Origin of the sequence: Lactobacillus sp. (assembly GCF_051873315.1) — a bacterium.
Taxonomy (GTDB): domain Bacteria; phylum Bacillota; class Bacilli; order Lactobacillales; family Lactobacillaceae; genus Lactobacillus.
Genome location: NZ_JBJEES010000061.1, coordinates 1 through 23,907 on the forward strand (window position 1 = coordinate 1; position 23,907 = coordinate 23,907).

The 23,907-nt window shown below is 43.7% G+C and carries 21 protein-coding genes and 1 pseudogene; 13 read left to right on the top strand and 9 right to left on the bottom strand.

What is annotated here, in order from left to right:
* The 8 genes from ACI32D_RS03465 to ACI32D_RS03500 form a co-directional block, all read left to right on the top strand.
* Nucleotides 1–913, top strand: a 913-nt coding sequence (locus tag ACI32D_RS03465; protein ID WP_439775256.1) for a peptide ABC transporter substrate-binding protein, incomplete at its 5' end; no start/stop codon positions are given.
* A gap of 175 nt (nt 914–1,088) precedes the next feature.
* Nucleotides 1,089–2,723 (top strand): peptide ABC transporter substrate-binding protein, encoded by a 1,635-nt coding sequence (locus ACI32D_RS03470; protein ID WP_439775257.1) that lies wholly within the window; start codon nt 1,089–1,091, stop codon nt 2,721–2,723.
* A 231-nt stretch (nt 2,724–2,954) separates the two neighbouring features.
* A complete protein-coding gene (locus tag ACI32D_RS03475; RefSeq protein WP_439775258.1) occupies nt 2,955–4,601 on the top strand; it encodes a peptide ABC transporter substrate-binding protein in 1,647 nt (548 codons plus the stop codon).
* Nucleotides 4,602–5,025: 424 nt separating this feature from the next.
* On the top strand, nt 5,026–5,946 hold the full coding sequence (opp3b, locus tag ACI32D_RS03480; protein ID WP_439775259.1) for an oligopeptide ABC transporter permease: 921 nt from the start codon (nt 5,026–5,028) through the stop codon (nt 5,944–5,946).
* 21 nt (nt 5,947–5,967) lie between these two features.
* On the top strand, nt 5,968–6,999 hold the full coding sequence (locus tag ACI32D_RS03485; protein ID WP_439775260.1) for an ABC transporter permease: 1,032 nt from the start codon (nt 5,968–5,970) through the stop codon (nt 6,997–6,999).
* A 13-nt stretch (nt 7,000–7,012) separates the two neighbouring features.
* A complete protein-coding gene (locus tag ACI32D_RS03490; protein ID WP_270447167.1) occupies nt 7,013–8,056 on the top strand; it encodes an ABC transporter ATP-binding protein in 1,044 nt (347 codons plus the stop codon).
* A gap of 14 nt (nt 8,057–8,070) precedes the next feature.
* Nucleotides 8,071–9,024 (top strand): ABC transporter ATP-binding protein, encoded by a 954-nt coding sequence (locus tag ACI32D_RS03495; RefSeq protein ID WP_439775261.1) that lies wholly within the window; start codon nt 8,071–8,073, stop codon nt 9,022–9,024.
* Between the two features lie 169 nt (nt 9,025–9,193).
* A complete protein-coding gene (locus ACI32D_RS03500; protein ID WP_439775262.1) occupies nt 9,194–9,877 on the top strand; it encodes a DUF975 family protein in 684 nt (227 codons plus the stop codon).
* Between the two features lie 69 nt (nt 9,878–9,946).
* Here the strand turns inward: ACI32D_RS03500 and ACI32D_RS03505 are convergent, their stop codons facing one another.
* Nucleotides 9,947–11,260, bottom strand: coding sequence for a C1 family peptidase (locus tag ACI32D_RS03505; RefSeq protein WP_439775263.1), 1,314 nt, complete (start codon nt 11,258–11,260; stop codon nt 9,947–9,949).
* A gap of 240 nt (nt 11,261–11,500) precedes the next feature.
* Between ACI32D_RS03505 and ACI32D_RS03510 the strand changes: the two genes are divergently transcribed.
* The 5 genes from ACI32D_RS03510 to ACI32D_RS03530 all read left to right on the top strand — a co-directional run bounded on the left by ACI32D_RS03510 (nt 11,501) and on the right by ACI32D_RS03530 (nt 15,490).
* A complete protein-coding gene (locus ACI32D_RS03510; protein ID WP_439775264.1) occupies nt 11,501–11,803 on the top strand; it encodes a hypothetical protein in 303 nt (100 codons plus the stop codon).
* A gap of 81 nt (nt 11,804–11,884) precedes the next feature.
* A complete protein-coding gene (locus ACI32D_RS03515; RefSeq protein ID WP_439775265.1) occupies nt 11,885–14,068 on the top strand; it encodes a hypothetical protein in 2,184 nt (727 codons plus the stop codon).
* A gap of 1 nt (nt 14,069) precedes the next feature.
* On the top strand, nt 14,070–14,729 hold the full coding sequence (locus ACI32D_RS03520) for an ABC transporter ATP-binding protein (protein WP_439775266.1): 660 nt from the start codon (nt 14,070–14,072) through the stop codon (nt 14,727–14,729).
* 127 nt (nt 14,730–14,856) lie between these two features.
* The gene (gene mazE / locus ACI32D_RS03525; protein ID WP_279199392.1) at nt 14,857–15,132 is read left to right on the top strand and encodes a type II toxin-antitoxin system PemI/MazE family antitoxin; all 276 of its coding nucleotides are present in this window, start codon (nt 14,857–14,859) and stop codon (nt 15,130–15,132) included.
* Nucleotides 15,125–15,490, top strand: a complete 366-nt coding sequence (locus tag ACI32D_RS03530) for a type II toxin-antitoxin system PemK/MazF family toxin (protein ID WP_439775267.1) — start codon at nt 15,125–15,127, stop codon at nt 15,488–15,490. The genes mazE and ACI32D_RS03530 overlap by 8 nt, the downstream gene beginning before the upstream one ends.
* 63 nt (nt 15,491–15,553) lie before the next feature.
* On the opposite strand, the gene ACI32D_RS03535 is transcribed toward ACI32D_RS03530, so the two are convergent.
* The 8 genes and pseudogenes from ACI32D_RS03535 to ACI32D_RS03570 all read right to left on the bottom strand — a co-directional run bounded on the left by ACI32D_RS03535 (nt 15,554) and on the right by ACI32D_RS03570 (nt 23,750).
* Complete coding sequence (locus ACI32D_RS03535) at nt 15,554–16,864, bottom strand: C1 family peptidase (protein ID WP_439775268.1); 1,311 nt, start codon at nt 16,862–16,864, stop codon at nt 15,554–15,556.
* A gap of 115 nt (nt 16,865–16,979) precedes the next feature.
* Nucleotides 16,980–19,159 (bottom strand): annotated as a pseudogene (locus ACI32D_RS03540) (peptide cleavage/export ABC transporter).
* Nucleotides 19,156–19,917 carry a LytR/AlgR family response regulator transcription factor gene (locus ACI32D_RS03545; protein ID WP_439775269.1) on the bottom strand — a complete coding sequence of 254 codons (762 nt, stop codon included), beginning with the start codon at nt 19,915–19,917 and terminating at the stop codon, nt 19,156–19,158. Before ACI32D_RS03545 ends, ACI32D_RS03540 begins: the two are co-directional and overlap by 4 nt.
* A gap of 2 nt (nt 19,918–19,919) precedes the next feature.
* Nucleotides 19,920–21,272 carry a GHKL domain-containing protein gene (locus tag ACI32D_RS03550; protein WP_439775270.1) on the bottom strand — a complete coding sequence of 451 codons (1,353 nt, stop codon included), beginning with the start codon at nt 21,270–21,272 and terminating at the stop codon, nt 19,920–19,922.
* Between the two features lie 251 nt (nt 21,273–21,523).
* Nucleotides 21,524–21,745: a hypothetical protein gene (locus ACI32D_RS03555; RefSeq protein ID WP_439775271.1), complete on the bottom strand. Its 222-nt coding sequence runs from the start codon at nt 21,743–21,745 to the stop codon at nt 21,524–21,526.
* A 16-nt stretch (nt 21,746–21,761) separates the two neighbouring features.
* Nucleotides 21,762–22,952, bottom strand: a complete 1,191-nt coding sequence (locus tag ACI32D_RS03560) for a glycosyltransferase (RefSeq protein ID WP_439775272.1) — start codon at nt 22,950–22,952, stop codon at nt 21,762–21,764.
* Between the two features lie 7 nt (nt 22,953–22,959).
* Nucleotides 22,960–23,118 (bottom strand): bacteriocin, encoded by a 159-nt coding sequence (locus ACI32D_RS03565; protein WP_439775273.1) that lies wholly within the window; start codon nt 23,116–23,118, stop codon nt 22,960–22,962.
* Nucleotides 23,119–23,324: 206 nt separating this feature from the next.
* Nucleotides 23,325–23,750, bottom strand: a complete 426-nt coding sequence (locus ACI32D_RS03570) for an Hsp20/alpha crystallin family protein (RefSeq protein ID WP_439775274.1) — start codon at nt 23,748–23,750, stop codon at nt 23,325–23,327.
* Nucleotides 23,751–23,907: the final 157 nt, after the last annotated feature.

Genomic DNA, 23,907 nt, shown 5'->3' on the forward strand with positions numbered 1-23,907 from the left:
CAAGCTCGACACCATCAAGTGGACTGTTCAAAAGACTCCATCAACCGCCTACAACCTTTACCAGTCAAACAAGCTGGACGCTACGGCCCTGGACTCTTCACAAACCAAGCAATTGAAGAACCAAAAGGGTTATACCGAACTTAACCAAGGTGCTACCTTCTACCTGCAATTCAACATTGCCAAGAACAAGTACCTGGCCAACGCCAACGTCCGCAAGGCCTTGTCACTGGCGGTCAACCGGAAGGGCTTGACCACCACTTTGGGCGGCAACAACCAACCGGCCAACACTTTGACTCCAACCCAATTGACTAGCGTCAACGGGGAAGATTACACCAAGCTGATCCCAAGCTCAGCTGAAACTCTGTACCCAGCTAACCCGAACAAGAAGGAAGCTGTGAAGTACATGAACAAGGGCTTGAAGGAACTTGGCGTAAGCAAGTTCAGCTTCAAGATCCTGTCTGACGACACTGACGCCGGCAACAAGACCACTGAAGCCCTGCAGTCCAACTTTGAATCAACCTTCGGCGACAAGGTCAGCGTCAGCGTGCAAAACCTGCCGTTCAAGACCCGTCTGTCCCGGTCAACTGCCGGCAACTTCGACATCGTTGTTTCCGGCTGGAGCGCCGACTTCGCCGACCCAATCTCCTTCCTGGACCTGTTCACTTCAACCAACTCTGAAAACAACGGTAAGTGGAAGAACGCAACTTACGACAAGCTGGTTGCCGACTCCAAGACCACTGCTTCCGCAAGCAAGCGCTGGAGCGATCTGAGCAAGGCTGAAACTATCCTGCTGAAGGATGCCGGGATCTCACCATTGTACTACGACACTAATGTTTGGATGATCCGTCCAAGCGTCAAGAACGTCATCCAAAACCGTGGTACTTGGAACTTCAAGGACGCCTACATCAAGTAAAAACAAGCAAGTTAAAGCTTAGAAGAGAACGCCGGAAGGCGTTTTCTTTTTTGTCTGCTTTTATTTTTAAAAAAAAGGTTGAAAATTAAAAAATCCCCGTTATAATTAGACTTAAGTTATAGCTTTTAATTCTAGTCTAATTTATGTTTGTTTTTTAATTAAACGAGGTGCAATTATGAGAAAAGAGAAGTTATTCGCTACCGGCTCAGTTTTGCTCGCCTCAGCTGCGCTTTTGGCAGCCTGTGGCAGCTCATCAAGCAAGTCAAGCTCATCATCCAAGGCGCAAAAGCTGTCCTGGACCGAAGCTGCCGAACTGACGACCATGGACCCGTCCAAGGCCACCGACCGTTACGACGCTGACCAATTCAACAACGTCATGGAAGGCTTGATCAGGCTTAGCAACAATGCCAAGGCCACTCCAGGCATCGCCAAGAGCTGGAAGGAAAGCTCTGACGGCAAGACCTGGACCTTCAACCTCCGCAAGGGCGCTAAATGGGCCAACGGGGATGAAGTTACCGCCCAGGACTTCGTCTACTCCTGGAGAAGAACGGTCAATCCAAAGACTGCTTCTGAATACGCCTACCTTTTCTCAGGCATCAAGAACGCTGACGCGATCGTTGCCGGCAAGAAGGCAGTCAACACTTTGGGCATCAAGGCTGACAGCAAGTACAAGCTGACGGTGACCCTGGACCGGAGAATCCCATACTTCAAGCTGCTGATGGGCTTCTACATCTTCTTCCCACAAAACCAAAAGTTCGTGGAAAAGTGCGGGGACAAGTACGGTACGGCTGCCAAGTACGTTCTGTCCAACGGTCCATTCAAGATGACCGGGTGGACTGGGACCAACCTCTCCTGGAAGCTGGTTAAGAACAACAGCTACTGGGACAAGAAGAACGTCAAGCTGGACCAGATCAGCATGAGCGTCCAAAAGACCCAGTCAACCAGCTACAACCTCTACCAAAGCGGCAAGCTGGACGAAACCAACTTGAACGCCCAGCAAAGCAAGCAGCTTAAGGGTTCAACCGGCTGGACTGTAAGAAAGTTTGCTTCAACCAAGTACCTGCAATACAATATCGCCAAGGACAAGAACTTAGCTAACGCCAACCTGCGTAAGGCCATCTCCCTGGCTATCAACAAGAAGGAACTGGCAACGACTGTTGGTGCCGCCAACAACCCGGCTGTTTCCTTCACGGCTGCCGGCATTACTGACTCAAGCACTGGCAAGGACTTCTCAAGCGAAGTGCAAACCGCTGCTACTAAGGCAGTTCAAGGCTACGACAAGGCCAAGGCCAAGGAATACTACAAGAAGGCTCTGAAGGAACTGGGCAAGAAGCAGATCACGATCAACCTGCTTGGGGATGACACTGATGACGCCAAGAAGGTTACCGAATTCATCCAAAGTGCCCTGGAATCAACCCTGGGCATGAAGGTCGAAGTTTCCAACGTGCCATTCAAGACCCGTCTGTCCCGGGTATCAAGTCTGAAGTTCGACGTTGTGGCTACTGGCTGGACGGCTGACTTCTCAGACCCGATCTCCTTCCTGGACCTCTTGACCAAGGGCAACGCCTACAACTACGGCAAGTGGGAATCAACTGCCTACAACAAGAACGTTTCCCTGTCCAAGACGACCGGGTCAACCGCAGCCCGCTGGAAGGCAATGGTGGCTGCTGAACGGGCCCTGCTGGAAGACCAAGGGGTTACTCCACTGTACTACACTAACGAAGCTACCCTGGTTAAGACTAGCGTCAAGGGCGTTGTCTTCAACGGTGCCGGTGCTCCTTACAACTTTAAGGAAGCCTACATCAAGTAGTTTAAGTAGTCTGGAAATTACAAAAATAAGTTGACAGATTTTTACGAAAACGGAGCTCCGGCTCCGTTTTCTTTTTTCCCTATATGTTATTTTGGCTATTTCCTGTTTTTTATATTTTTTGATTTGTCACAGGGTGGGAAATATTTTATAATGAGAGAATGATTAGATGCTGATGAATTGCTAAAAGATGTGTTTTACAACAAGTTTTTGACTAAGAGAGAGGATAAGACAGTGAGTAATTTTAAAAAGCTTCTGACGGCAACTGTTGCCGTATCCGGCGCCTTCTTGCTGGCGGCCTGCAGCAAGACCGCGACCAAGTCAGCCAAGCCCGTGTCCAGCAGCGGCTATGAAAAGTCGATCAACTGGATGACGACTTCTGAACTGCAGAGCTTGGACCCGGCCAAAGCCGACGACACGGCCAGTGAGGAACAGATCGCCAACACTTATGAAGGCCTCTACCGGCTGGGCAAGGACTCCAAGACTATTCCAGGCGTGGCCACCAAGAGCGAGACCTCTAAAGACGGTCTGACCTGGACCTTTTACTTGAGAAAGAATGCCAAGTGGTCAAACGGGGACCCGGTAACGGCAGAAGACTTTGTTTACGCCTGGCGCCGGCAGGTTGACCCCAAGACCGCTTCCGGCCAGGTCAACAACTATGAGGGTATCAAGAACGCCATCAAGATCTCTGAAGGCAAGAAGAAGCCGTCTAGCCTGGGCGTCAAGGCCGAAGGCAAGTACAAGCTGGTCGTGACTTTTGAAAAGAAGATTCCTTATTTTAAGGTCGTTACGGCCATCAGCTTGAAGCCCCTGGACTCCAAGGCTGTCAAGAAGTACGGCAAGCGCTACGGGACCAAATCCGCCTACGCCGTCTATAACGGGCCTTTCAAGTCCGTGGGCTGGACTGGGTCCAACCTGACCTGGAAGCTGGCTAAGAACCCGTATTACTGGGACAAGAAGGCAGTCAAGCTGGAGACCATCAACTACAGCGTCCAGAAGACCCCATCAACTGACTACAACCTCTACCAGACCGGGAAGCTGGACGCGGCCATCCTGGACACCCAGGCGGCAAAAAGCATGAAAGGCAAGAAGGGCTACCGGGTTCTGACTTTGGGTAACACCACTTACCTCTGCTACAACTACAAGAAGAAAAAGATCTTCCGCAACGCCAACCTGCGCCGGGCCATCTCCATGGCCATCAACCGCAAGCAGCTCCTGTCCACGATCGGTACCTACAACACCCAGGCCAAGACCTTCTCAGCCACCAATGTGGTCTTAGACGGGAAGAATTTTGCCCAGGAAGCTGAAAGTGCCAACTCCAGCGTGAACAAGCACGTGGAATACGACCTCAAGTCCGCCCGCAGCTACTTCAAGAAGGCCTTGAAGGAATTAGGCGTCAAGAAGGTTTCCTTCACTTTGATGGCGGATGACGACGACAGCTACAAGAAGCAGACTGAGTTCATCCAGAGCGCCTTGACTGAGGCTTTTGGCGGCAAGATGACCGTTTCCGTCAACAACCTGCCAAAGACGACCCGGGTTTCCCGGCAAATTGCCAATAATTTTGACGTCGTTTTAGGCGGTTTGACCAGCGACTTCCCAGACCCATACCACTTCCTGGCTTACATGCAGTCAGGGCAGACTTACAACTTCGGCAAGTGGAAGAACAAGGAATACGACAAGGCCGTCCAAGCGTCTTTGACCATGGACAAGACCAAGCGCCGCAAGGCCTTGCTCAAGGCTGAAAAGATCCTGATCGACCAGGAAGCCATCAGCCCGCTTTACCACATGGGCCAGGCTTGGATGATCAGACCAACTATCAAGAACCTGGTCTTCAATGGCGAATACCCTGACTTTAAGACGACTTACGCGGTGAAAAATTAAAATTTAACCGTGGTATAATTGAAAGTTGAGATGTTAGCAATAACGCTCAACTTTTTCTTTATTTCGGGATTTATGTCCGGGAATAGAAAATTTTTGACTAAAAGGAGGGGAGCAGGCGAGGGGCTTCTGGAACAAAAAGTTAAGAAAATTAGCTTTTTGCAGAAAAAAGACTAACATTATTATCTTAGCCGAACACTTATTTTAAAAAGCACAGTCTAAGTTCCAGATAGACTCAAAAAAGAAAAAAGCAAAGTTTAAGTTAGTTGCCAAATGATGGAAAAAACGGACAAAAAGCCCGTAGTGCTTGACTTTTAGGGGCACAGTTTTATATCATCGTATGGTAATTTCTTTATTTTTTGGTATAATAAGAAAAACATTAAAAATGTAATGCTGATTAAAGCGAAAAAGTGTAAGGAGCAATACTATGGCTAAATACTTACTAAAACGTATTTTCTACATGATCCTCACTTTGTTCCTCGTTGCGACGATTACCTTCTTCTTAATGAAGATGATGCCAGGTTCTCCGTACGCCAACGAAGCAAAGATGACGGCTACCCAAAAGGCGATTATGAACAAGCAATACGGCTTGGACAAACCTGTTATCCAACAATACATTACCTACTTGGCAGGCGCCGCCCATGGTGACTTTGGGATTTCCTTCCAATACAGCAACCAGCCTGTTTCTACTCTGATCGGGGCTCGTTTGGGTGCTTCAGCTCAACTGGGTCTGCAGGCTCTGGTTGTCGGGGTTATCCTGGGGATCATCATCGGCTCAATCGCTGCCATGAACCAAGGGACTTGGATCGACTCAACCGCGACGATCGTTTCCATCATCGGTAAGTCTGTTCCTAACTTCGTTCTGGCGGTATTGCTTCAATACTACATCGGCTTGAAGCTCGGCTGGTTCCCAATCGCCGGCTGGGGTGAAGTATCACAGACGATCATGCCGACCATTGCCCTCTCGGTAGGGCCGCTGGCCGAAACAGCCAGATTTATCAGAACGGAAATGGTCGATACCTTGAGTTCTGACTACGTTGAACTGGGCAAGGCCAAGGGCCTCAGCCGGATCGAAGTCATCAGAAAGCACACCCTGCGTAACTCAATGATTCCATTGGTTACCTTGATCGGGCCATACGCAGTTGCTTTGATGACTGGTTCAATGGTTATCGAAAACATCTTCAACATTCCTGGGATCGGGGAACAGTTCACCAAGTCAATCTTGACTAACGACTACCCAACCATCATGGGCGTAAGTATGGTTTACTGCTTCGGCCTGGTGGTAATCCTGCTGATTACTGACATCGTCTACAGTCTGATCGACCCACGGATCAGACTGACTGATTAATGGAAAGCGAGGTTAAAATCAATGGATCAAGACGCAAGCAACGTAAAGATCACACCTGAATCCTTTGAACACGTGGAAAAGGGTGACACGCAAAGCGCGGAACACATTTCAGGTCCCTCACTTTCTTTCATGCAGAACGTGTGGATCAGATTCAAGAGCAACAAGGCAGCCGTGATTTCAGCCGTAATCATCATCGTGATGGTGGTTATCGCCTTCGGCTCCAGCTTCTGGATCAACAACTCCAGCTTGGTTAAGTCAGCTCCGCAATATGCCAACCTGCCTGCCAAGTGGAAGGGCTTTGACTGGCTCAACGGCTTGAACGGTAAGATCAAGCAAAACGGCGTTTGGACTGACGCTTACGCATCAGTGCCAGCTGGCAAGTACTTCGTTGCCGGGACCGACTACCTGGGCCGGTCACTGGCACAAAGAATCATCTATGGTACCAAGATTTCCTTGATTGTTGCCATTGTCGCTGCCTTCTTTGACCTGGCCATCGGTGTTACCTACGGGATCATCTCTGGCTGGAAGGGCGGCATGACTGACAACATCATGCAACGGATCATCGAAATCATTTCTTCAATTCCAACCCTGGTTATCGTTGTTTTGATGCTGGTTGTTTTGAAGCCTGGTATCACTTCCATCATCTTGGCCCTGGCTATTTCATCCTGGACCACGATGGCCCGGCAGATTCGTGCCGAGACACTGTCTTTGAAGAATGAAGAATACGTTCTGGCAGCCCGGTCCTTGGGTGAATCAACCTTTAAGATCGCTACCAAGCACCTGATTCCAAACCTGTCCAGTATCATCATCATTCAAACCATGTACACCATCCCGAGTGCCATCTTCTTCGAAGCCTTCCTGAGTTTCATCGGTATCGGTATTTCTGCTCCTGAAACTTCTCTGGGTGTGCTTTTGAACGAAGGGCAGAAGAACTTCCAGTTCCTGCCATACCAAATGTGGTACCCAGCTGCAGTCCTCTGCGTTTTGATGATTGCCTTCAACCTGCTCGGCGACGGTCTGCGTGATGCCTTCGACCCTAAGGGCCAAAGATAAGGGAGACGAACATATGGCAAATAGAATTTTAGACGTTAAAAACTTAAAGATCGACTTCCACACTTACGCTGGTGAAGTTAAGGCCATTCGTGACGTTTCATTCCACCTTGATGAAGGTGAAACTTTAGCGATCGTTGGCGAATCCGGTTCAGGCAAGTCTGTTACCACCCGGAGCATCATCGGCCTTTTGGCCAAGAACTCCCAGATCATGGGCGGGCAAATCCTCTTCCACGGCAAGGACCTGCTGAAGATTTCCGAAAAGGAATGGCAGCAAATCCGTGGTAACCAGATCGCCATGATCTTCCAGGACCCAATGACTTCTTTGGACCCGACCATGAAAATTGGCCAGCAGATCGCTGAACCATTGATCAAGCACAAGGGTGCTTCCAAGAAGGAAGCCTGGGCCAAGGCCTTGGAAATGATGAAGGCCGTTGGTATTCCGAACGCTGAAGAAAGAATCAACCAATACCCGCACCAATTCTCTGGTGGTATGCGGCAAAGAATCGTTATCGCCATTGCCTTGATCTGTGAACCGGAAATCCTTTTGGCCGACGAACCAACCACTGCCTTGGACGTTACTGTTCAAGCGGAAATCCTGGACTTGATGAAGGACTTGCAAAAGAGAGTCAAGACTTCTATCATCTTCATCACCCACGACTTGGGTGTCGTTGCCGGGATGGCTGACCGCGTTAACGTTATGTACGCTGGGGAATTTTTGGAAAAGGGGACGGTTGACGAAATCTTCTACAATCCGCAACACCCTTACACTTGGGGCTTGATCAACTCCATGCCGACCCTGACCAGTGAAAAGCTGGAATCAATTCCAGGGACCCCGCCAGACTTGCTTGATCCGCCAAAGGGCGACCCATTTGCCCCGAGAAACAAGTACGCGATGAAGATCGACGCGCAAATGAAGCCGCCGTTCTTCAAGGTTTCAGAAACCCACCAAGCTGCTACCTGGCTCCTGCACCCAGACGCGCCAAAGGTTACTCCGCCTGATGAAATCGTGCGTCGCTGGGAACACTACAAGGAACTGCAAGCAGCTGACAAGGATTAAAGGAGAAGCAGAATATGCCAGAAGAAAGAAAAAAGATTTTAGAGGTCAAGCACTTGAAGCAATACTTCAAGAACGGGCGCACCGTCACCAAGGGTGTCGACGACGTCAGCTTCGACATCTATGAAGGTGAAGTCTTCGGCCTGGTTGGTGAATCAGGTTCTGGTAAGACCACCACTGGCCGGTCAATTTTGCAGCTGTACAAGCCAACGGCCGGTGAAGTCCTCTTTGAAGGCAAGGATGTGACCAAGCTGCATGGCCGCGAGGAACAATTGGCTTTCCGCCGCGACGCGCAGATGATCTTCCAGGACCCATACGCTTCCCTTAACCCAAGAATGACGGTTGAAGACATTATCGCGGAAGGGCTGGACATCCACCACTTGGTCAAGGACAAGGCAGAACGGCGCAAGCGGGTCGAAGACCTGCTGGAAACGGTTGGTTTGAACCGTAACCACGCTTCCCGTTTTCCACACGAATTCTCCGGTGGTCAGCGGCAAAGAATCGGGATCGCCCGGGCCTTGGCCGTTGAACCGAAGTTTATCGTGGCCGACGAACCTATTTCAGCCTTGGACGTGTCCATTCAAGCCCAGGTTGTCAACTTGATGATCGACTTGAAGAAGCAGCGTGACTTGACTTACCTCTTCATCGCCCACGACTTGTCCATGGTTAAGTTCATTTCTGACCGGATCGGGGTTATGCACTATGGTAAGCTGCTGGAAGTCGGCAGCGCTGACGAAGTTTACGACCACCCACTGCACGACTACACCAAGAGTTTGATCTCAGCCGTGCCGCAGCCGGACCCAGAAATTGAACGGTCACGCAAGCGGATCGACTACGAATATGGCAAGTTCGAAGGCGACGGCAAGGACGACCAACGGTCCATGCATGAAATCCGTCCAGGCCACTTTGTTAAGTGTACTGACGATGAAGTTGCCTACTACGAAAAGGTTGCCCAAAGCTACGAAAAGTAGTTTGATAAAGCAGATAAAGAAAGAGAGCTCTAGCGAGCTCTCTTTTTGTCTTTCGTCTATTTTTTGTCCATTTTTGTCTTTTTAACTGATAAGGATATCCTTGCTATGATATAATTATGACAAGATAACAGCGCTGCCTAAAGGGCAGCTTTCGAATTCGGGGGTATTTATGATGGAAAATGCAAATGTAACAATTGACCGCCCGGCCTTGAAGGCCGCGGCCAAGCAAAAGCTGAAGGGCAAGTGGGGCTGGGCAGTTGGTCTGACTTTCATGACCGCTGTCTTCTCCGGGATTTTTAACGGGGTACCAGCTGGCTTCACGGCCGTGCAGGGGAGTAACATCAGTGCCGTCTCAGTGAGCACGAGCGTAGTCGGCTCTCTTTTAAGTGCCTTGATCATTGCGGGGGTAACTTATACCTACCTGCACCTGGTCGACAAGGAAGAGAAGACTAATATCTTTACCGGGATTTTTTCCGGTTTTACCAACAGCCGCTTTTTGCCGACCTTTTTAACCACCTTCTTGACCATGTTCTTTACGGCCATGTGGACTCTGTTGCTGGTAATTCCCGGGATTATCAAGGGCCTCAGCTACTCCATGGCGCCATATATCTTGAAGGACATGCTGGATGCCGGCAAGGAGCCAGAGCCAACTGAAGCTATTAGCAAGAGCAAGGAATTGATGAACGGGCACAAGTGGGAACTGTTTGTTTTTGACTTGAGCTTTATCGGCTGGGACATTCTAGCCGTCCTGTCCTTTGGGATCGGCTTCCTCTGGCTGGTGCCTTACTACAACGCGGCTCATGCTGAGTTCTACCGGTCTTTGGCCGGCGACCAGTTTAAGAGCAAGGATTAAGTCCAAAGTAAAAACCGCTCAAGTTCTGTTAGAGAACTGAGCGGTTTTTTCGTGCTTAAAGAGCTAGTATTAGGCTAATGAGTCCCAAGGAGCAAGTTCAACAGGAGTTGAAGAGAGCAGTTCCTTCTGGTCCTTGGTCAGGTATTTCTTGTGGACAACGACTTCGTAGACGTATTCCTTAAACCAGTTGTGGCTCATAACGAAGAATCCCTTTTCCCCGGACTTGTCGCCCCAGGAGTTTTCCACCTTCCATTGGCGGATGTCGCCATTGTCTTCATCAACCCCGACCAGGGTCATGGCGTGGGAAACTTCACCAACGCCGGTAGCCAGGCGGTCAGCCTTGGACAAGCTGAGGTCAACGTCAAAGAGGTCATCCAACTTGTAGAGGTCAGTGTCCAGGTAGCCGGTCTTGCGGTCCATTTGCCGCAGGACGTCGTTGCCGAACCAGACAGCTTCCCCGTCCTTTAATTGGGCCACAGCGGCTTGCTCCAGGTATTCCATTGGCACGTTCAAGAAGAGGATCGGGCTGCCGCCTTCGACGTTGTCTTCAGCGCCCAGGTGGTAGAGCTTGCCGTATTCATGGTCTGGCGCGTTGGTCAAGACCACGTAGTCGTCCAAGTCGACGTCAAAGTACTTGTTGAAGAAGGAGACTGGAGTCAGGTTCTTTTCCAGGTGGTAGTTCTTGTCGTCGTCTCTGAATTCCAAATCAAAGGTCTTAGGCGGCTCACCAACGGCGATGGCGACCATCCGGTAGATTTCGTTTAAGAAGGTCTTGCGGGCCTTTTCCAGCCCTTCCTGGTCACCAGCTTGAGCCAGGCGACGCAAGGCCAGGGCGTCTTTTCTTTCCTTGTCAGCCAAGGCGCTGGCTAGGCCGGCCGTAGCGGAAGTGTTGAAGCTTTCTGGCATGACGTAGCTTGGCACGACACCGTACTTCTTGACCAAAGAGATGGCCATGTGCCATTGGCCGCCGTCGTGGCCAGCGAAGTCGAAGTAGCTGCGGACTTCCCGGTCGTCTAATGGCTTATCAGCGGTTTCGATCACTTTTTCATAGAAGAGGTTGGCTCTTTCCAGCTTGTCCCAGAAGAAGTTGTAGCTTTGGGACAGGGTGAAATTCTTGGCCTTGTGCTTGGCGCCGAAGTTGTGGCGCAAGATGTTCATGGTTGAAAAAAGCCAGCAGCGGCCGGACTGCTTTTGGTTGGTAACGTTGTCCGTTGGCAATTCAGTTGAAAAGACCCTGGTCAGGCGGCCAGCCACGCGTTCGTTGTAGGAAGCTTCCAGAACCCCGCTTCTGGCGGCAGCGCGGGCGATGACTTGGTTCTTCGGGTCAGCATTGAAATTGGCGCTGAATTCCGCCAATTCCTGCAGAGTTAATTCATGACTCATGTGTTTTTTCTCCTTTTTGTCTGTGATACTGCTATCTTACCGTGAAATGGGGGATAATACAATTTTTATCGCGCTTAAATATCCGCGGATAGGAAAAACGATGAGAAATATAAAAACTATCTGTATATACTGAAAGTAATATTATGATGCACCTTTACTTTTAAAAAACATTGTGATAATATTTTTTAAGTAGACGTTTACTTAATTAATGTTTTTTTGTTTGTTATAAGGGGGACTGAGATGAATAAAAAGCTCACTAGTAAAAGTAGAAAACTTATGTTTTCACTAGTAGCTGTTGCAAGTTTTATGGCAGCTGCTACGCCTGTATTAGCACAAACAGTCCATTATAAGAACACTGCAGTTTATTGGAATCATGGCCGCACAGCTGGATTATGGGGCTGGTCTGAAGTTCAGAGTCATGTGTATACTCACAGCACGACTGTTAATGGCGAATGGTCGGGTTGGAAAAAGAGGGGAACATTAGCTTCGGTCAATAAGTACATTGGTAAGAATACGCTGGAAGCGTACTGGGACTGTAAATAAAATTTACAAAGCATGCTTTTTCCTAAGAGCATGCTTTGTTCATTGTTACGCTTCTGATTGGATAGATATGAGGGATAAAATATGAGAAAGATTCTCAAAAAAAGAAGCTATTTTTTCGGCTATTTCTTACTGCTAGTGCAAAGTATCCTTTTTATTACAATTGCCATTTGGTTTCTTGGCAAACAATATCGCGATAACGTTCAAAGTTATTTTGAAGATTCAGAATATCGGTTCAGCTTAACCAGTGTTAGCTATTCTGATCGCGATTCTGTGGCGAGTTTTCTGAATCGATATGGAGCCGAAAACCATCTTTTAATTAGCAGAACCGATACGAGCAATTCTAGGATCAAGATTGGTCTTGCAGGCCAGGCTAAGCAAACGACACCTTCATTAAAGATCGCGGGACAAGAAGCTCTCGGTTGGAAAGACTTGAATAAGCTTCTGACTGCTAAAAATTCGCAATCCACAATTGGCTTGGGAAATGGCTCAATTAATCAGATTAAAGAGCTGCCGTCGTTCCCCTTGAGTGTTCCCGTAACGATCTATAAATTGGAAACTTTGACTGACTTGCTTGGCTCTGTCAATGGTACTTATCAAATTCACGGAATTAAGAACAGAGCTCAATATCAGAAATTGCTGACGGCTGTGGCTAATGAAACTGGTGAAAAAACGTCAACTTTGCGGAATGTTGCAGGTGGTAGTAGTTATACTGATGAAGGAATCTTGATTGATGCATTGCTGCTTGCTGCAGGATTGACAATTATTATCGAAATCAGTTACTTTATTATCTTGCTTGTCAGAGACTTGAAGTCATTTGGGGTGAAAACTCTGCTTGGCTGGACGAAGATTACGCTTCTTCAACAAGAATTTCGCCCATTGGAAAAAGCCGCGTTGATTATTGCGGTGCTTACTTCCTTCGTGACCGGCTTTGTTGCCATGCCGCACAATTATTATCTGGCGACTTTGCTTCCCCTGCTTGCCAGTCAATTAGTCCTGCTTGTGACGTTCATTATCTCAGCAGCTATGGCCAGTTTATTCTTGGCCTTTGAAAAAAATATCGATTTGATCAAACAGCGCTTTCCAGTTAAATTGATTTCGTTTTATGCAGTGCTTCTATATTTAGTGATCAGTGCTGGCCTCGTTGCCGCGTCACTGTATCTGGATCAACCGGCTAAATCCATTGCCAATAACGCTAAGCAAGCCCAGCAATGGGAGAGGGTAGCAAATTATCAAATTTTGTCCGGCACAAGTTCTGGTAATGATGGCGACAGAGCTTTTAGTGATACAGGGTCTGACTTAAACCGCGGTGCTTACCGCTTGTATAAAGAACTGGAAGGTAAGCAGGGGGCTTACTTGATAAGCAGTGATTACCATAGCCCTGCTTGGTTAAAAGACGCTAAGAGTTATCATTACTACAAGAGCCTGCCTGATCAGCCATTCTGGCTCATGACGCTTTCGCCTAATTATTTGAGGAAGATTAATTTTAACGTCTCGAGTCAAGCCATTAAACTAGCTAAAAACGGGGTCAGGGTTTATTTGGTACCTGATGATATAGCAATGGACAAGGCCAGCGCGTACCTTAAGGAAGCATCGCAAGATGGCATTAGTAAAGCAGACATACAGACAGCTTTTGTTAAAGAAAGAAAGTTCAAATTTATCAAGTATCATCCTAGGAACGAGCTTTTTACCTGGAATGATAATCCAGCTTATCCTACTAACAGCAAGAATCCGATCATTCTAATTTCCACTTCTGCTAACATGAACTATGTTGAAATTGGAAACCTATTGGTTTCCGGCTTAGGTGGTAGCTTGAAATTTGCCAATCAAAAGGTTAGAAAAAGACTGGTTACTAAGAAGATACTTGCTAAATATGGCTTAGCCGATAATGATTTTAGATATGCCTCAGTCAAACAATATATTGATGGTCTGCAAAAGAGTTTGCGGCAGACAATCAGCTGGTTTGGGATGGTGATCGCTGTTGGCTGCTTGGTCCTGCTTTTGATTCTGGCAATTATTTTGTCAATTTACCAGTTGAGCAAGCAAGAAGTATTGGCTGTCCAAAGCTTTTTGGGCTATTCTAAGCTGCAGATGTACAGATTGCCATTTACTTTGATCAGCTGTGTCAATTTGCTTGAACTAGCAGTCGTATTATTTTACCGGAGCAAAATTGGTCTTGTACTGGTAGTCGCGATTTATGTATTGCAGCTAATAACCTTTATGTTGTTGGTTAAAAAGAATCAAGCACTGAAAATAACGGGGAAATAGAATGAAAGCATTAGAAGTAAGCCATTTGAACAAATCCTTTGGGAAACGAAAGGTTATTGACAACTTGTCCTTTGATGTTGAAGAAGGAGAATTTGTTGCCATTATTGGTCCGTCTGGGTCGGGAAAATCAACGGTCTTGAATATGGTCGGACTTTTAGAGACAACCGACAGCGGAAGAATTAAGATCTTTGGTCAAGCACTTCCGCGGATTAATAGCCGCCATGCTACCATGTTGCGGCGAAATGAAATTAACTATCTGTTCCAATCATTTGCTTTGGTTTCAGAGATCAGTGTAAAAGATAACCTGTTGATGGGGATGAACTTCGTTAAGAAGAGCAAGGCCGATAAATTAAAAATGATCAAACAGGTATTGCGAGATTTAGACATTGCCTATTTAGAAGATGCCATGGTCAACACGCTCTCTGGTGGTGAGCAGCAGCGGGTATCACTAGCTAGAGCAATTTTGAAGCCAGGTCATCTTGTCTTAGCGGATGAACCAACTGGAGCACTTGACCCGCAGCATGCTGAAGTTGCTTTCCAGGAAATTAAAAGATTACAGACTGAGTACGGTAAGACGATCATTATGGTGACTCATAATATAAAAGAGGCAAGGCAAGCAGACCGGGTAATTGAACTTAAAAATCAGATGACCGTAAACTAAAAAAGTTGTTAGAACTAATTTGCGGTTCTAACAACTTTTTGCTTTGATTTGGAATTCAGTTCTTTATAAGTCAAAATTGTTGTGAATACCGTGAATACCGTTTATACTTAAGGCAGAGGTGATAACAATGGTTGTCAAAGCAAGACATCAAGGTAATTCGTTGGTTTTAACAATCCCTAAGAGTATTAATGCCCAGGCTGATACGGAATACGAAGTTTTCCAAGATGCCAATGGCAATATTGTATATAAGCCAATCAAGAAAGAGATTAAGTACGATATCTGGTCAGATTCTAGCTACGATAATCTGGACTATGATCAGTTGATTGCGGAAGAATATCACGATTTAGGCTATAACCCTCGTGAATTAAAGCCGGTTGGAAGGGAATTACCGAAGGATGATTGACGTTCATCAAGGAGATATAATCATCATCGATGCTGAACCACATGCAGGACATGAAATGGGCGGGCATGATCCACAAAAAGGTAACATTAGGCGGCGCTTTCTGATAGTCAGTCGTGATGTCTATAATGCAAGATCAGGTTTAGTAATTGGTTTGGCACTCACGCATGTACATCGGGAGGATCCCTTTAGGTTTCCAGTAGTTGACTTTGCAAGTAGAACCAATGGTGATGCTTTATTGTTGCAGCTATTATCGTATGACTTCTTAGCTAGAAAAGGCAAAGTTATAGGTCATATCCATGATATGGCTCAATTTGATAATATTCTCACGCAAGTTCAAAATATATTTAAGAAAGAATAATTGAAATCGACCAGTAAAAAAGTTGTTAGAACTAATTTGCAGTTCTAACAACTTTTTGCTTATTTAAATCAAAGAATCCCAAGGATCAAGTTCGATCGGCTGACTCTTGAGCAGGTCCAGAATTTCAGCTGGCACGTGCTTCTTTTGCACGGCAACCTCGTAGGTGTATTCTCTGAACCAGTCAGCGCTCATGGTGAAGTAACCCTTTTCCCCGGACTTGTCGCCCCAGGAGTTTTCTACCTTCCACTTGCGGATGTGGCCGCCATCAATGTCGGCACCGACAATAGCCATGTCGTGAGAAGATTCGCCGATCCCGGTCCGCAGGCGGTCAGCCTTGGACAAGTGGGTGTCAATGCCAAGCAAAGCGTCATATTGGTAAAGCTTTAGGTCCATCATCCCGGTCTTCCGGTCCATTTGCCGGAGGACGTCATTGCCAAACCAGACTGCTTCGCCGCCCTTTAACTGCTCAACCGTGGCCTGTTCCAGGTATTCCATCGGCACATTGATGAAGAGGTTTGGGTAGCCGCCTTGGATGTTGTCTTCAAAGCCCAGGTGGAGGACCCGGTTTAGCGGGTGGTCAGGGGCGTTGGCCAAGACAACGTAGTCATCTAAGTCGGTGTCACAGTATTTTTGGTAAAAGGCAAGGGGAGTGAGGTCCTTGTCTAGGTGGTAATTTTGGTCATCGTCCCGAAATTCCAGGTCAAAGGTCTTAGGAGGCTCTCCCAAGGCCGTAGCCATGATTTGGTAGATATCGCCAAGGAAACGCACCCGGGCAGCTTCTAGGGCCTCTTGATCGTCTTTTTGGGCTAATTCGCGCAAGGCTAGGGCATCTTTACGTTCCTTGTCAGCTAGGATTTGGTCTAAGACGGCGGAGTGTTCGCTATTGAAGCTTTCCGGCATGGCGTAAGTTGGGACGACGCCGTACTTTTTAATTAGGGAGGCGGCCATGTGCCACTGGCCACCGTCGGTTTGGCACCAGTCAAAGTAGCCGCGCACTGTCTGGTCGTCTAAGGGGCGGTCAGCGGTCTTGATGATCCGGTCGTAGAAGTAGTTGGCCCGTTCAATCTTATCCCAGAAGAAGTTGTAGCTTTGGGAAAAAGTGAAGTTCTTGGCCTTGTTCTTCTTGCCAAAGTTGTGGCGGACAACATTTAAGGTTGAAAAGAGCCAGCAGCGGCCGGACTGCTTTTGGTTGGTGACATTGTCAGTGTCCAGCTCTAAAGAAAAGGTGTGGTTGTGCTCAGCGGCAGAGTTGTAGGCCGCTTCTTGGAGGCCCGACCGGCTAACAGCCCGGCTGATGACTTGTTTTTTGGGGTCGGCGTTAAATTGCCGGCTAAATTGGTCCAGCAATTCGGAATTTAATTCGTGCTTAGTCATATATTTTCCTTTCTATTTCTTAGTCAATCTTCTTCAATCTTACGGGAAATATTGCGTATTTTCAATGATTGCTAAATAGTAAAAAAGCACTTCAAGACTTGGAGTGCGTTCATTTCTATGAATTTTTAATTAGGTTGTAGTAGTAACCGTGTTGGTCAAGTAAGTCGTTAGGCTTACCTTGCTCTACGATTTCGCCCTGGTGTAGTACTATGATTCGATCTGATTGTTGTGCGGTAGAAAGATGGTGTGCAATAAAGATAATTGTTTTATCTGGAATTTGGAGTAGATTTCTAACAATTTTAGATTCAGTAATGGTATCAAGGCCACTCGTGATTTCATCAAAAATTAAAACAGTAGCTGATGATAAAAGCGCACGCGCAATTGCAATGCGTTGCTTCTGCCCACCGGATAGCATTTTTCCTTGTTCGTCAAGTTGAGTATCAAACTTAAGAGGCAGGTTATCAATATCTTGAAAGATTTCAGCAACTTTACAAGCATCTATTAATTGTTGCTCTGAGATTGAATTAGGTGAACCGAGTAGAAGGTTGTCTCTAATTGTTCCCGAAAAAATGTTAGAGTTTTGAGGAGTATAGTTAATATAATTGCGGAGTAAGTGATGTTCAATTTTCCTGATAGGGTAATGATTAAATGTCAATTTGCCCTTGCTTGGATAATCAAAGCCAACGAGCAGCTTAGCCAATGTAGATTTACCTGAGCCACTCATTCCAACAATTGTAATTTTTTCGCCCTTTTCAATTTGGAAGTTGATATTTCTCAAGGTATCCTTATTAAAATTGTAGTGATAGAAAACGTCTTGGAGCTGAATAGTTCCATCAATTTGATCGCGGGCAGTAATTGTTGTTGGAGTAAAATTTTCTGGTTTTACAGCATAAACTTCATTTAACCTCTTTTGGGCTACTTGAGCTGATTGGATTGTAGGCTGAAGACCTATAATGTTTTTGATAGACTCGAAAAAATAAATTAGTAGAGAGTTGAAAGCTATTAGCTGACCGATTGACATTGAATGACCGATGATGTCTCTTGAGCCAAACCATAAAATTAGCAGAGTTAAAGAAGTTTCGATAAAAGTTTTTATGGTATTTTGATAAGCAGCCATTTTTCCATATTCAAAATTCTTTTGAAGATAATGAAGGTATTTATCGCTGAGATTTTTCAAATATTGTTGCTCTCCATTAAAGGCTTTGATTGTCTCCATCCCCTCGATACTTTCAATAATTGCAGATGAAACTTCCGAATTGCTCTCCATTTGTTCATTATTGAGTCGATCAAATCTTTTACTAAAGCAGATAATGGCTATCAAAAATAGTGGGATTGAAAGAATAGCCAAAATGAAAAGATGTCTATTCTGAAAGAATAGGATAAAGCTGACAGTAATGATGATGGTTAAGTCGAGAAGGAAGGAGACGGTCAAATTAGCTAAAGCTTCAACGATATGTCCAGTGTCAGAAAAACGTGAAGTGATTTCACCGGTCTTTCGAGTAGTAAAAAAGTTTATTGGTAATTGGAAAAGGTGCTCTAGGTATTTGAAATTTAGCTTGTTAGATAATTTTTGCTCTAGCCGAATTAATAGAAGATTTTGCTCAAAAGAAAAAATAGAACTGGCTATATAAGCTGTTAACAAACTACAAGAAAAGATAGTAATTAAATTGGAATTTCCTCTTGGAATAAGAGTATCAATCAGTTCTTGTAAAAAAAAGAGTTGATAATATCAATTATGGTCACCAGTAGAGATACGGTGATCAACTTAAAAATTAAACTACTTTCTTTTTTATATAATGATGGAAGAAGAGACCAAATGGTAGTGCTTTTTTCGTGCACTTCTTTAAAAGTAGATTGCGGTTTAAAAAGAAGGGCAACTCCAGTCCATTCCTGACTAAATTTTGTTTTAGTAATTTCAATAATTCCGATATTTGGGTCTGGATCAGCAATTAATAATTTTGAGCCCAAATCTTTTAAAACAGTATAGTAATGAAGGAGCTCGTTATCTTTAATTACGTGCACAATTAGTGGATATGTGGTATTTCTAGAATGGAATAATGATAAATCTGCTTTAACAGCAGTAACATCTAAATATAGCTGTTCTGCTGCTTTTACCAAACCAAGTGCAGTGGTACCTTCAATATTTGTTTTGGCTAGATGTCGTAAATGGGCTAAAGTTACATCTGAATGGTAGCTTTTTAAAACCATTGCTAAACAAGCTATTCCACAATCAGTTTCTTCCAATTGAGATATATACGATTTGTGATACTTAATAGAATTAAATAGGCTGATCATTTTGAAAAATATTTTCTAAGCATATGACTGTTTTTTCGTGAATAGTATTGAATATCACCGTTAGGGAAGGTGATTTTGTGCGACTGATAATCAATTTCAGCTTTTTTAGGATTAATTAAGCATGATTGACTGATTTGCAAGAGATAAGGTGCCGTTTCCGCAATTTTGCTGATACTACCGATAAACTGACTAATTCCGTTGGTATGAACAAGTTCTAATTTATGGGAGTTGCCAGTAGTTGAAATATAGTAAATATTATCTGCAGCAATTTTCTTTACTTCATATCCAGCTTTATAAGTAAAGAAGTTTGCAGATTCTGAGCTTGAGTTTTCAAAATAATTAATGGCTGATTTTAAGGTGTCTGAAATACGCGTAGTTAACTCTGCTACATTAGAGCTTTTTACTATATAATCGATAGGCCCCAATCGTCTTTGATAAGTGATGATAGAAAGGTCGGCATGACTTGTAACGAAAATAATCTGAGCTTTTGGATCGTTTTGCTTAATGTATTCTGCTAAGTCAAATCCGTTATCTTTACCAATATTTTTACCAAGCTCAACATCTAGGAAATAGATTCCACCGGTAGGTATTGTCTTCTGTAAAATATTGATAGCACTTTTGTATGTTGTCGCTTGCCCAAATACGTTAAAAGTTACCGAATCGTTATCAGATAATCGAAAAGCAGCGATTAATAGCATGTGCTTAAGCTGACCAATTGTATCTTGATTGTCATCACAAATAAATACTTGATACTTCATAGCTAGTCTATTACCTCATCTATTGGCAGGATGGTTAGATTGAAAATAAACCAAGTATCCTTGATATGATAGTCAATTATGACATTGTCGTATTTTTGAGAAAATTGCTTAACGTTTGCTAATCCGAGGCCAGGATGTTGCTTTTTAGTCGTGTATCCTTTTTCAGTTAACTGACTCAAAGTAATATCAGAATTAGGAATTCGATTTCTGATCATAAACTCAAAGTCGTCATGATCTTGATAATACATGGCTTCAATTCGTAAGTCTTGTTTCTGAAGGAAATTGGAGTTAAAATAACCCGTTTCTGCCTCAATTGCGTTGTCAAAAGTAATACCAATCACTCTCACCAAATCAAGTAAATCGATATTTTGGGGAATTTCATAAATTTCGGATTCACATCCAAAGCTATATAAAATTCCTAAATTGTACATTTGTGTCAGTTTGCTAAATACTATACTTTTAAGTTCTTTTATATGAATATGATTTAAGTCTTTGTACTTTCGTAACGCTTCTTCGTTAAAATGACTATTTGTATATTCACTTAATTTGTCAATAACGCCTTTGACATTGCCTTCTTGAGCGTCAATTTTTAAGCTATTAAGAATGTTTTGATAATCATGCTTAAACCTGCGAAGATCATCCTCGTTTTGATCTAGATAAGATGAGTATTCTTCTAGTTCCTGCTTTTCCTGGAGCAGTTCTTTTTGTTGAGTATGGGAAAGCAACTTCTTTTGTATTTCGACTAAAGAAATATACATGATCAAAATAAAAATCGATTGCAAAAACAATAAAGCTAAAGATACAATGATGACCTCGGTTGGTTTGGTATCGCTTAAAACATACGCGTTAAGAACCATCGAACTAATATATATATACGCCAAAACACCAATAAAAACTTTTTTATTGGTGCTAGTTAGGTTAGTAATGATTTTGGGAATAATTTTAAGGAGTAGTAGGTAACTAATAATAATAATCGCAATATTAGTAAAAAAATCTAAATTACTAGAGTCCAAAATGGGAAAGAGAAAAAGAATTAAGTTAGAAAGGATGATAGTAATGGAGTCAAAAATTCCTAGGAAAAGCGCAGCACCTAGAATTAGAAATTTATCTTTTGTGTTTCTTAAACCAAGTAGTGTGAAGAAAAGAATTTCTACAATTGTAATCGAAATATTGACGACTACATTAGACGGGATTAATACGGAGGCTATAAAGCAAAAAATATAAAAAGCAGTGACAAGAATTTTCTGGGATGACGTAAACTTGACCATAGATATTTTGGTAAAAATAGATAAATCTACAATCAAACTTAGTATAATATTGGCAAGTATGCTAAATAATTCAAATGTATTGTTCATTGATATTTACTCATTGCTTTCTAAAAGCTTTAACTAAACTCTTGTATAATTGGTGGCTTTTCTTATCAGTATTAAAGCCCCGTATGTTAATAAAGTTGGTAGTAATATAAGCAGAAAGCTGAGATTGTGTAGTACCGCCCTTAATTTTTCGAAGCTCTGTTTTATCTAATTTTTTCATAAAAAGATTCCTCACTCTAATAAAAAATAGCGTTACCTAGGTAGTTACCTAAATAATACTATTAATGATCAATTTATAGCATTGAAATTACAGAAACAATAATTAAAATAGCGCCAACTAGTGACAAGATGCCTGCTCCAATATATCCACTCCATAGAGCAAATCCCCACCATTGATCATTAGAATAATTGCTACTATTTGTTTTTAACTCAAGATACTTCTTAGTTTGTTTAAAAGCAAAAGCACCACCTACAATAAGTAGCAAGCCAACTACTAACAGAATTACATATTCCATAACCGTGTTCTCCTATTTACAATAGAAAATCTATTTCACTATCTAATAACTCTTTATACTCTGGATTATCAATATTTTCAACAAGATTTTTGGCGCTAGAATACTCGCCAATGTTAATTAGTAATTTTATTAAAGCAGGTATTACTGAATCTTCGGTTCCCTGAGATTCTTCCTCTACCTTGTCAAGATTTGATTCATATTGTCTTAGACACTTGTTGACGAATTTTAAGGTAGACCTGTTTCTGGTTTCATTTAATATATTGCTTGCAGAGATAAATATTGCTAAAAAGTTCGCATCATAGGGAAATTTCTTCATAGCCGCCTTTGAGCATTCTATAGATTCGTTAAGTTTCCCATCTGACATCAGTAAAAGAGCGTATCTTGCCAAAAGATATTTTAGCCATTTGCTGCCTTGAATGTTGCTATCTGAAAAGTTATCTGCTTCGTTACTAAATATAAACTTTTTAAGATGCTTTATATAATATTTTTTAGATATAAATCCAAGCTCAATGTAGTCTTGAGAGATCATTGCAACCCAACGTGGATTATTGGGTTCTTGGTCTATCTGATGCAATAGTAGTTTTGAGTATCTTTCAGCCTTATTAAATCTTACGATTTCTTGAGGGCTGTTTCCCTTGTTTACTATGCAAAGATTGGAGTCAACGATATCTAATTTACCTTTTATGGTTATTAGCTCTTCATGTACGCAACCATGATACCTTATAAAGTCATCCTTTTTGAATAGAACCTTTTTCCTCACAAAGGAATTGCCATTGTATGATTTTATTTTTATAGTACAAACAGGTGCTGAACTAGTTTGATCTAGATAGTATAGAAAATCTTTTAATTCATGACTAGTACAGAGTGAATTATCGAACACTTCGTCAGAATCAATGATAAAAGTCCAGCCTGCTGGAATGAACTTTAAGCATTCGTTTCTCATATAAGCATAGTTTTCTCGCCAAGGAACTTGATAAAGATGAGCTTTAGAGAAATTTTCTTTAACGACCTGAATAGTATTATCAGTAGATCCTGTGTCTACAACTACAATAGAGTCACAGTAATTGTCTATTGATCTTAGTGCCTCTAGAATGTTGTGCTCCTGATTTTTAGTCATTATTAAACCTGTTAAATGAAGATTGTATTCAGAATTGGTTTGATAGAACTCTGTATAATTGTTGGATTCAGGTCTCTTAAATTTGATCATATTATTATTAGTGGTGGTGCTTCCAGTTAATTGAACCTGGCTCTGCTAGTTCACCAATTAGTCCACTGATTCCGTTGGACCACTTTACCCAACTTGGTTGCTTTTTCTTACCGCCCTTGACTTGTTTTAATTCGTTTTCGGACATTATTTTTAGTAACTTTTCCATAGTTAAACCCTCCCGGTCACAAATTGAATTTGGATGATCTTCTGATCACAATTGTTATTATAATGCGATTAATTGAGAAGAAACCAAATTTGCCTAAGCGGTCAATTTTGATGCTTAAATGGCATCTTTTCACAATTTCACAAGTTTTATACTGAAATTTTTAGCAAAAAAAGAAGCCCTCGCGGGCTTCTCTAAGCGCTCTGGGCTTATTCGATAGTAATCGTGTCTTCGTTTTCTTCTGGAGCACTCTTTGGCAGGGTAACCGTCAAAACGCCTCCGTCAAGCTTGGCGCTGATGCCTTTCTTGTCAACGTTCGGCAGGCTGAAGCTTCTGGAAACTGACCCTTCGCTGCGTTCCTGGCGCAGGAGGTTCTTCTTCTTGTCGCTGTCATCCTTGAAAGTGCTGCGGTGGCCGGAAATCGTCAAAATCCCGTCAGTGTAGGAGAGGTGGATGTCATCCTTGCTCATCCCCGGCACGTCGACCTTGACGGTGTATTCGTGCTCATCTTCAGCAACGTCTGATTGCAAAATGTTTCTGAAAGCGTGGCTGTCCAAGAAGTCCTTGGAGTTGTCGAGCCAGCCGCCCATGTGATCGAACAAGTCGTTGTAACGGTTCATTAAATCATTAGTCATAATCTAAAACTTCCCTTCAACAAATTATTCTATTCAAACTGCTTTTTACAAACAGAGGCAGGAAGAGAAGCGGTGGATCCGCTTTCTTTCCCGACAACTATATTATAGTCCCTTTTTGGAAAAATGGAGCAATTAGCACTCAACTTTTTTGACTGCT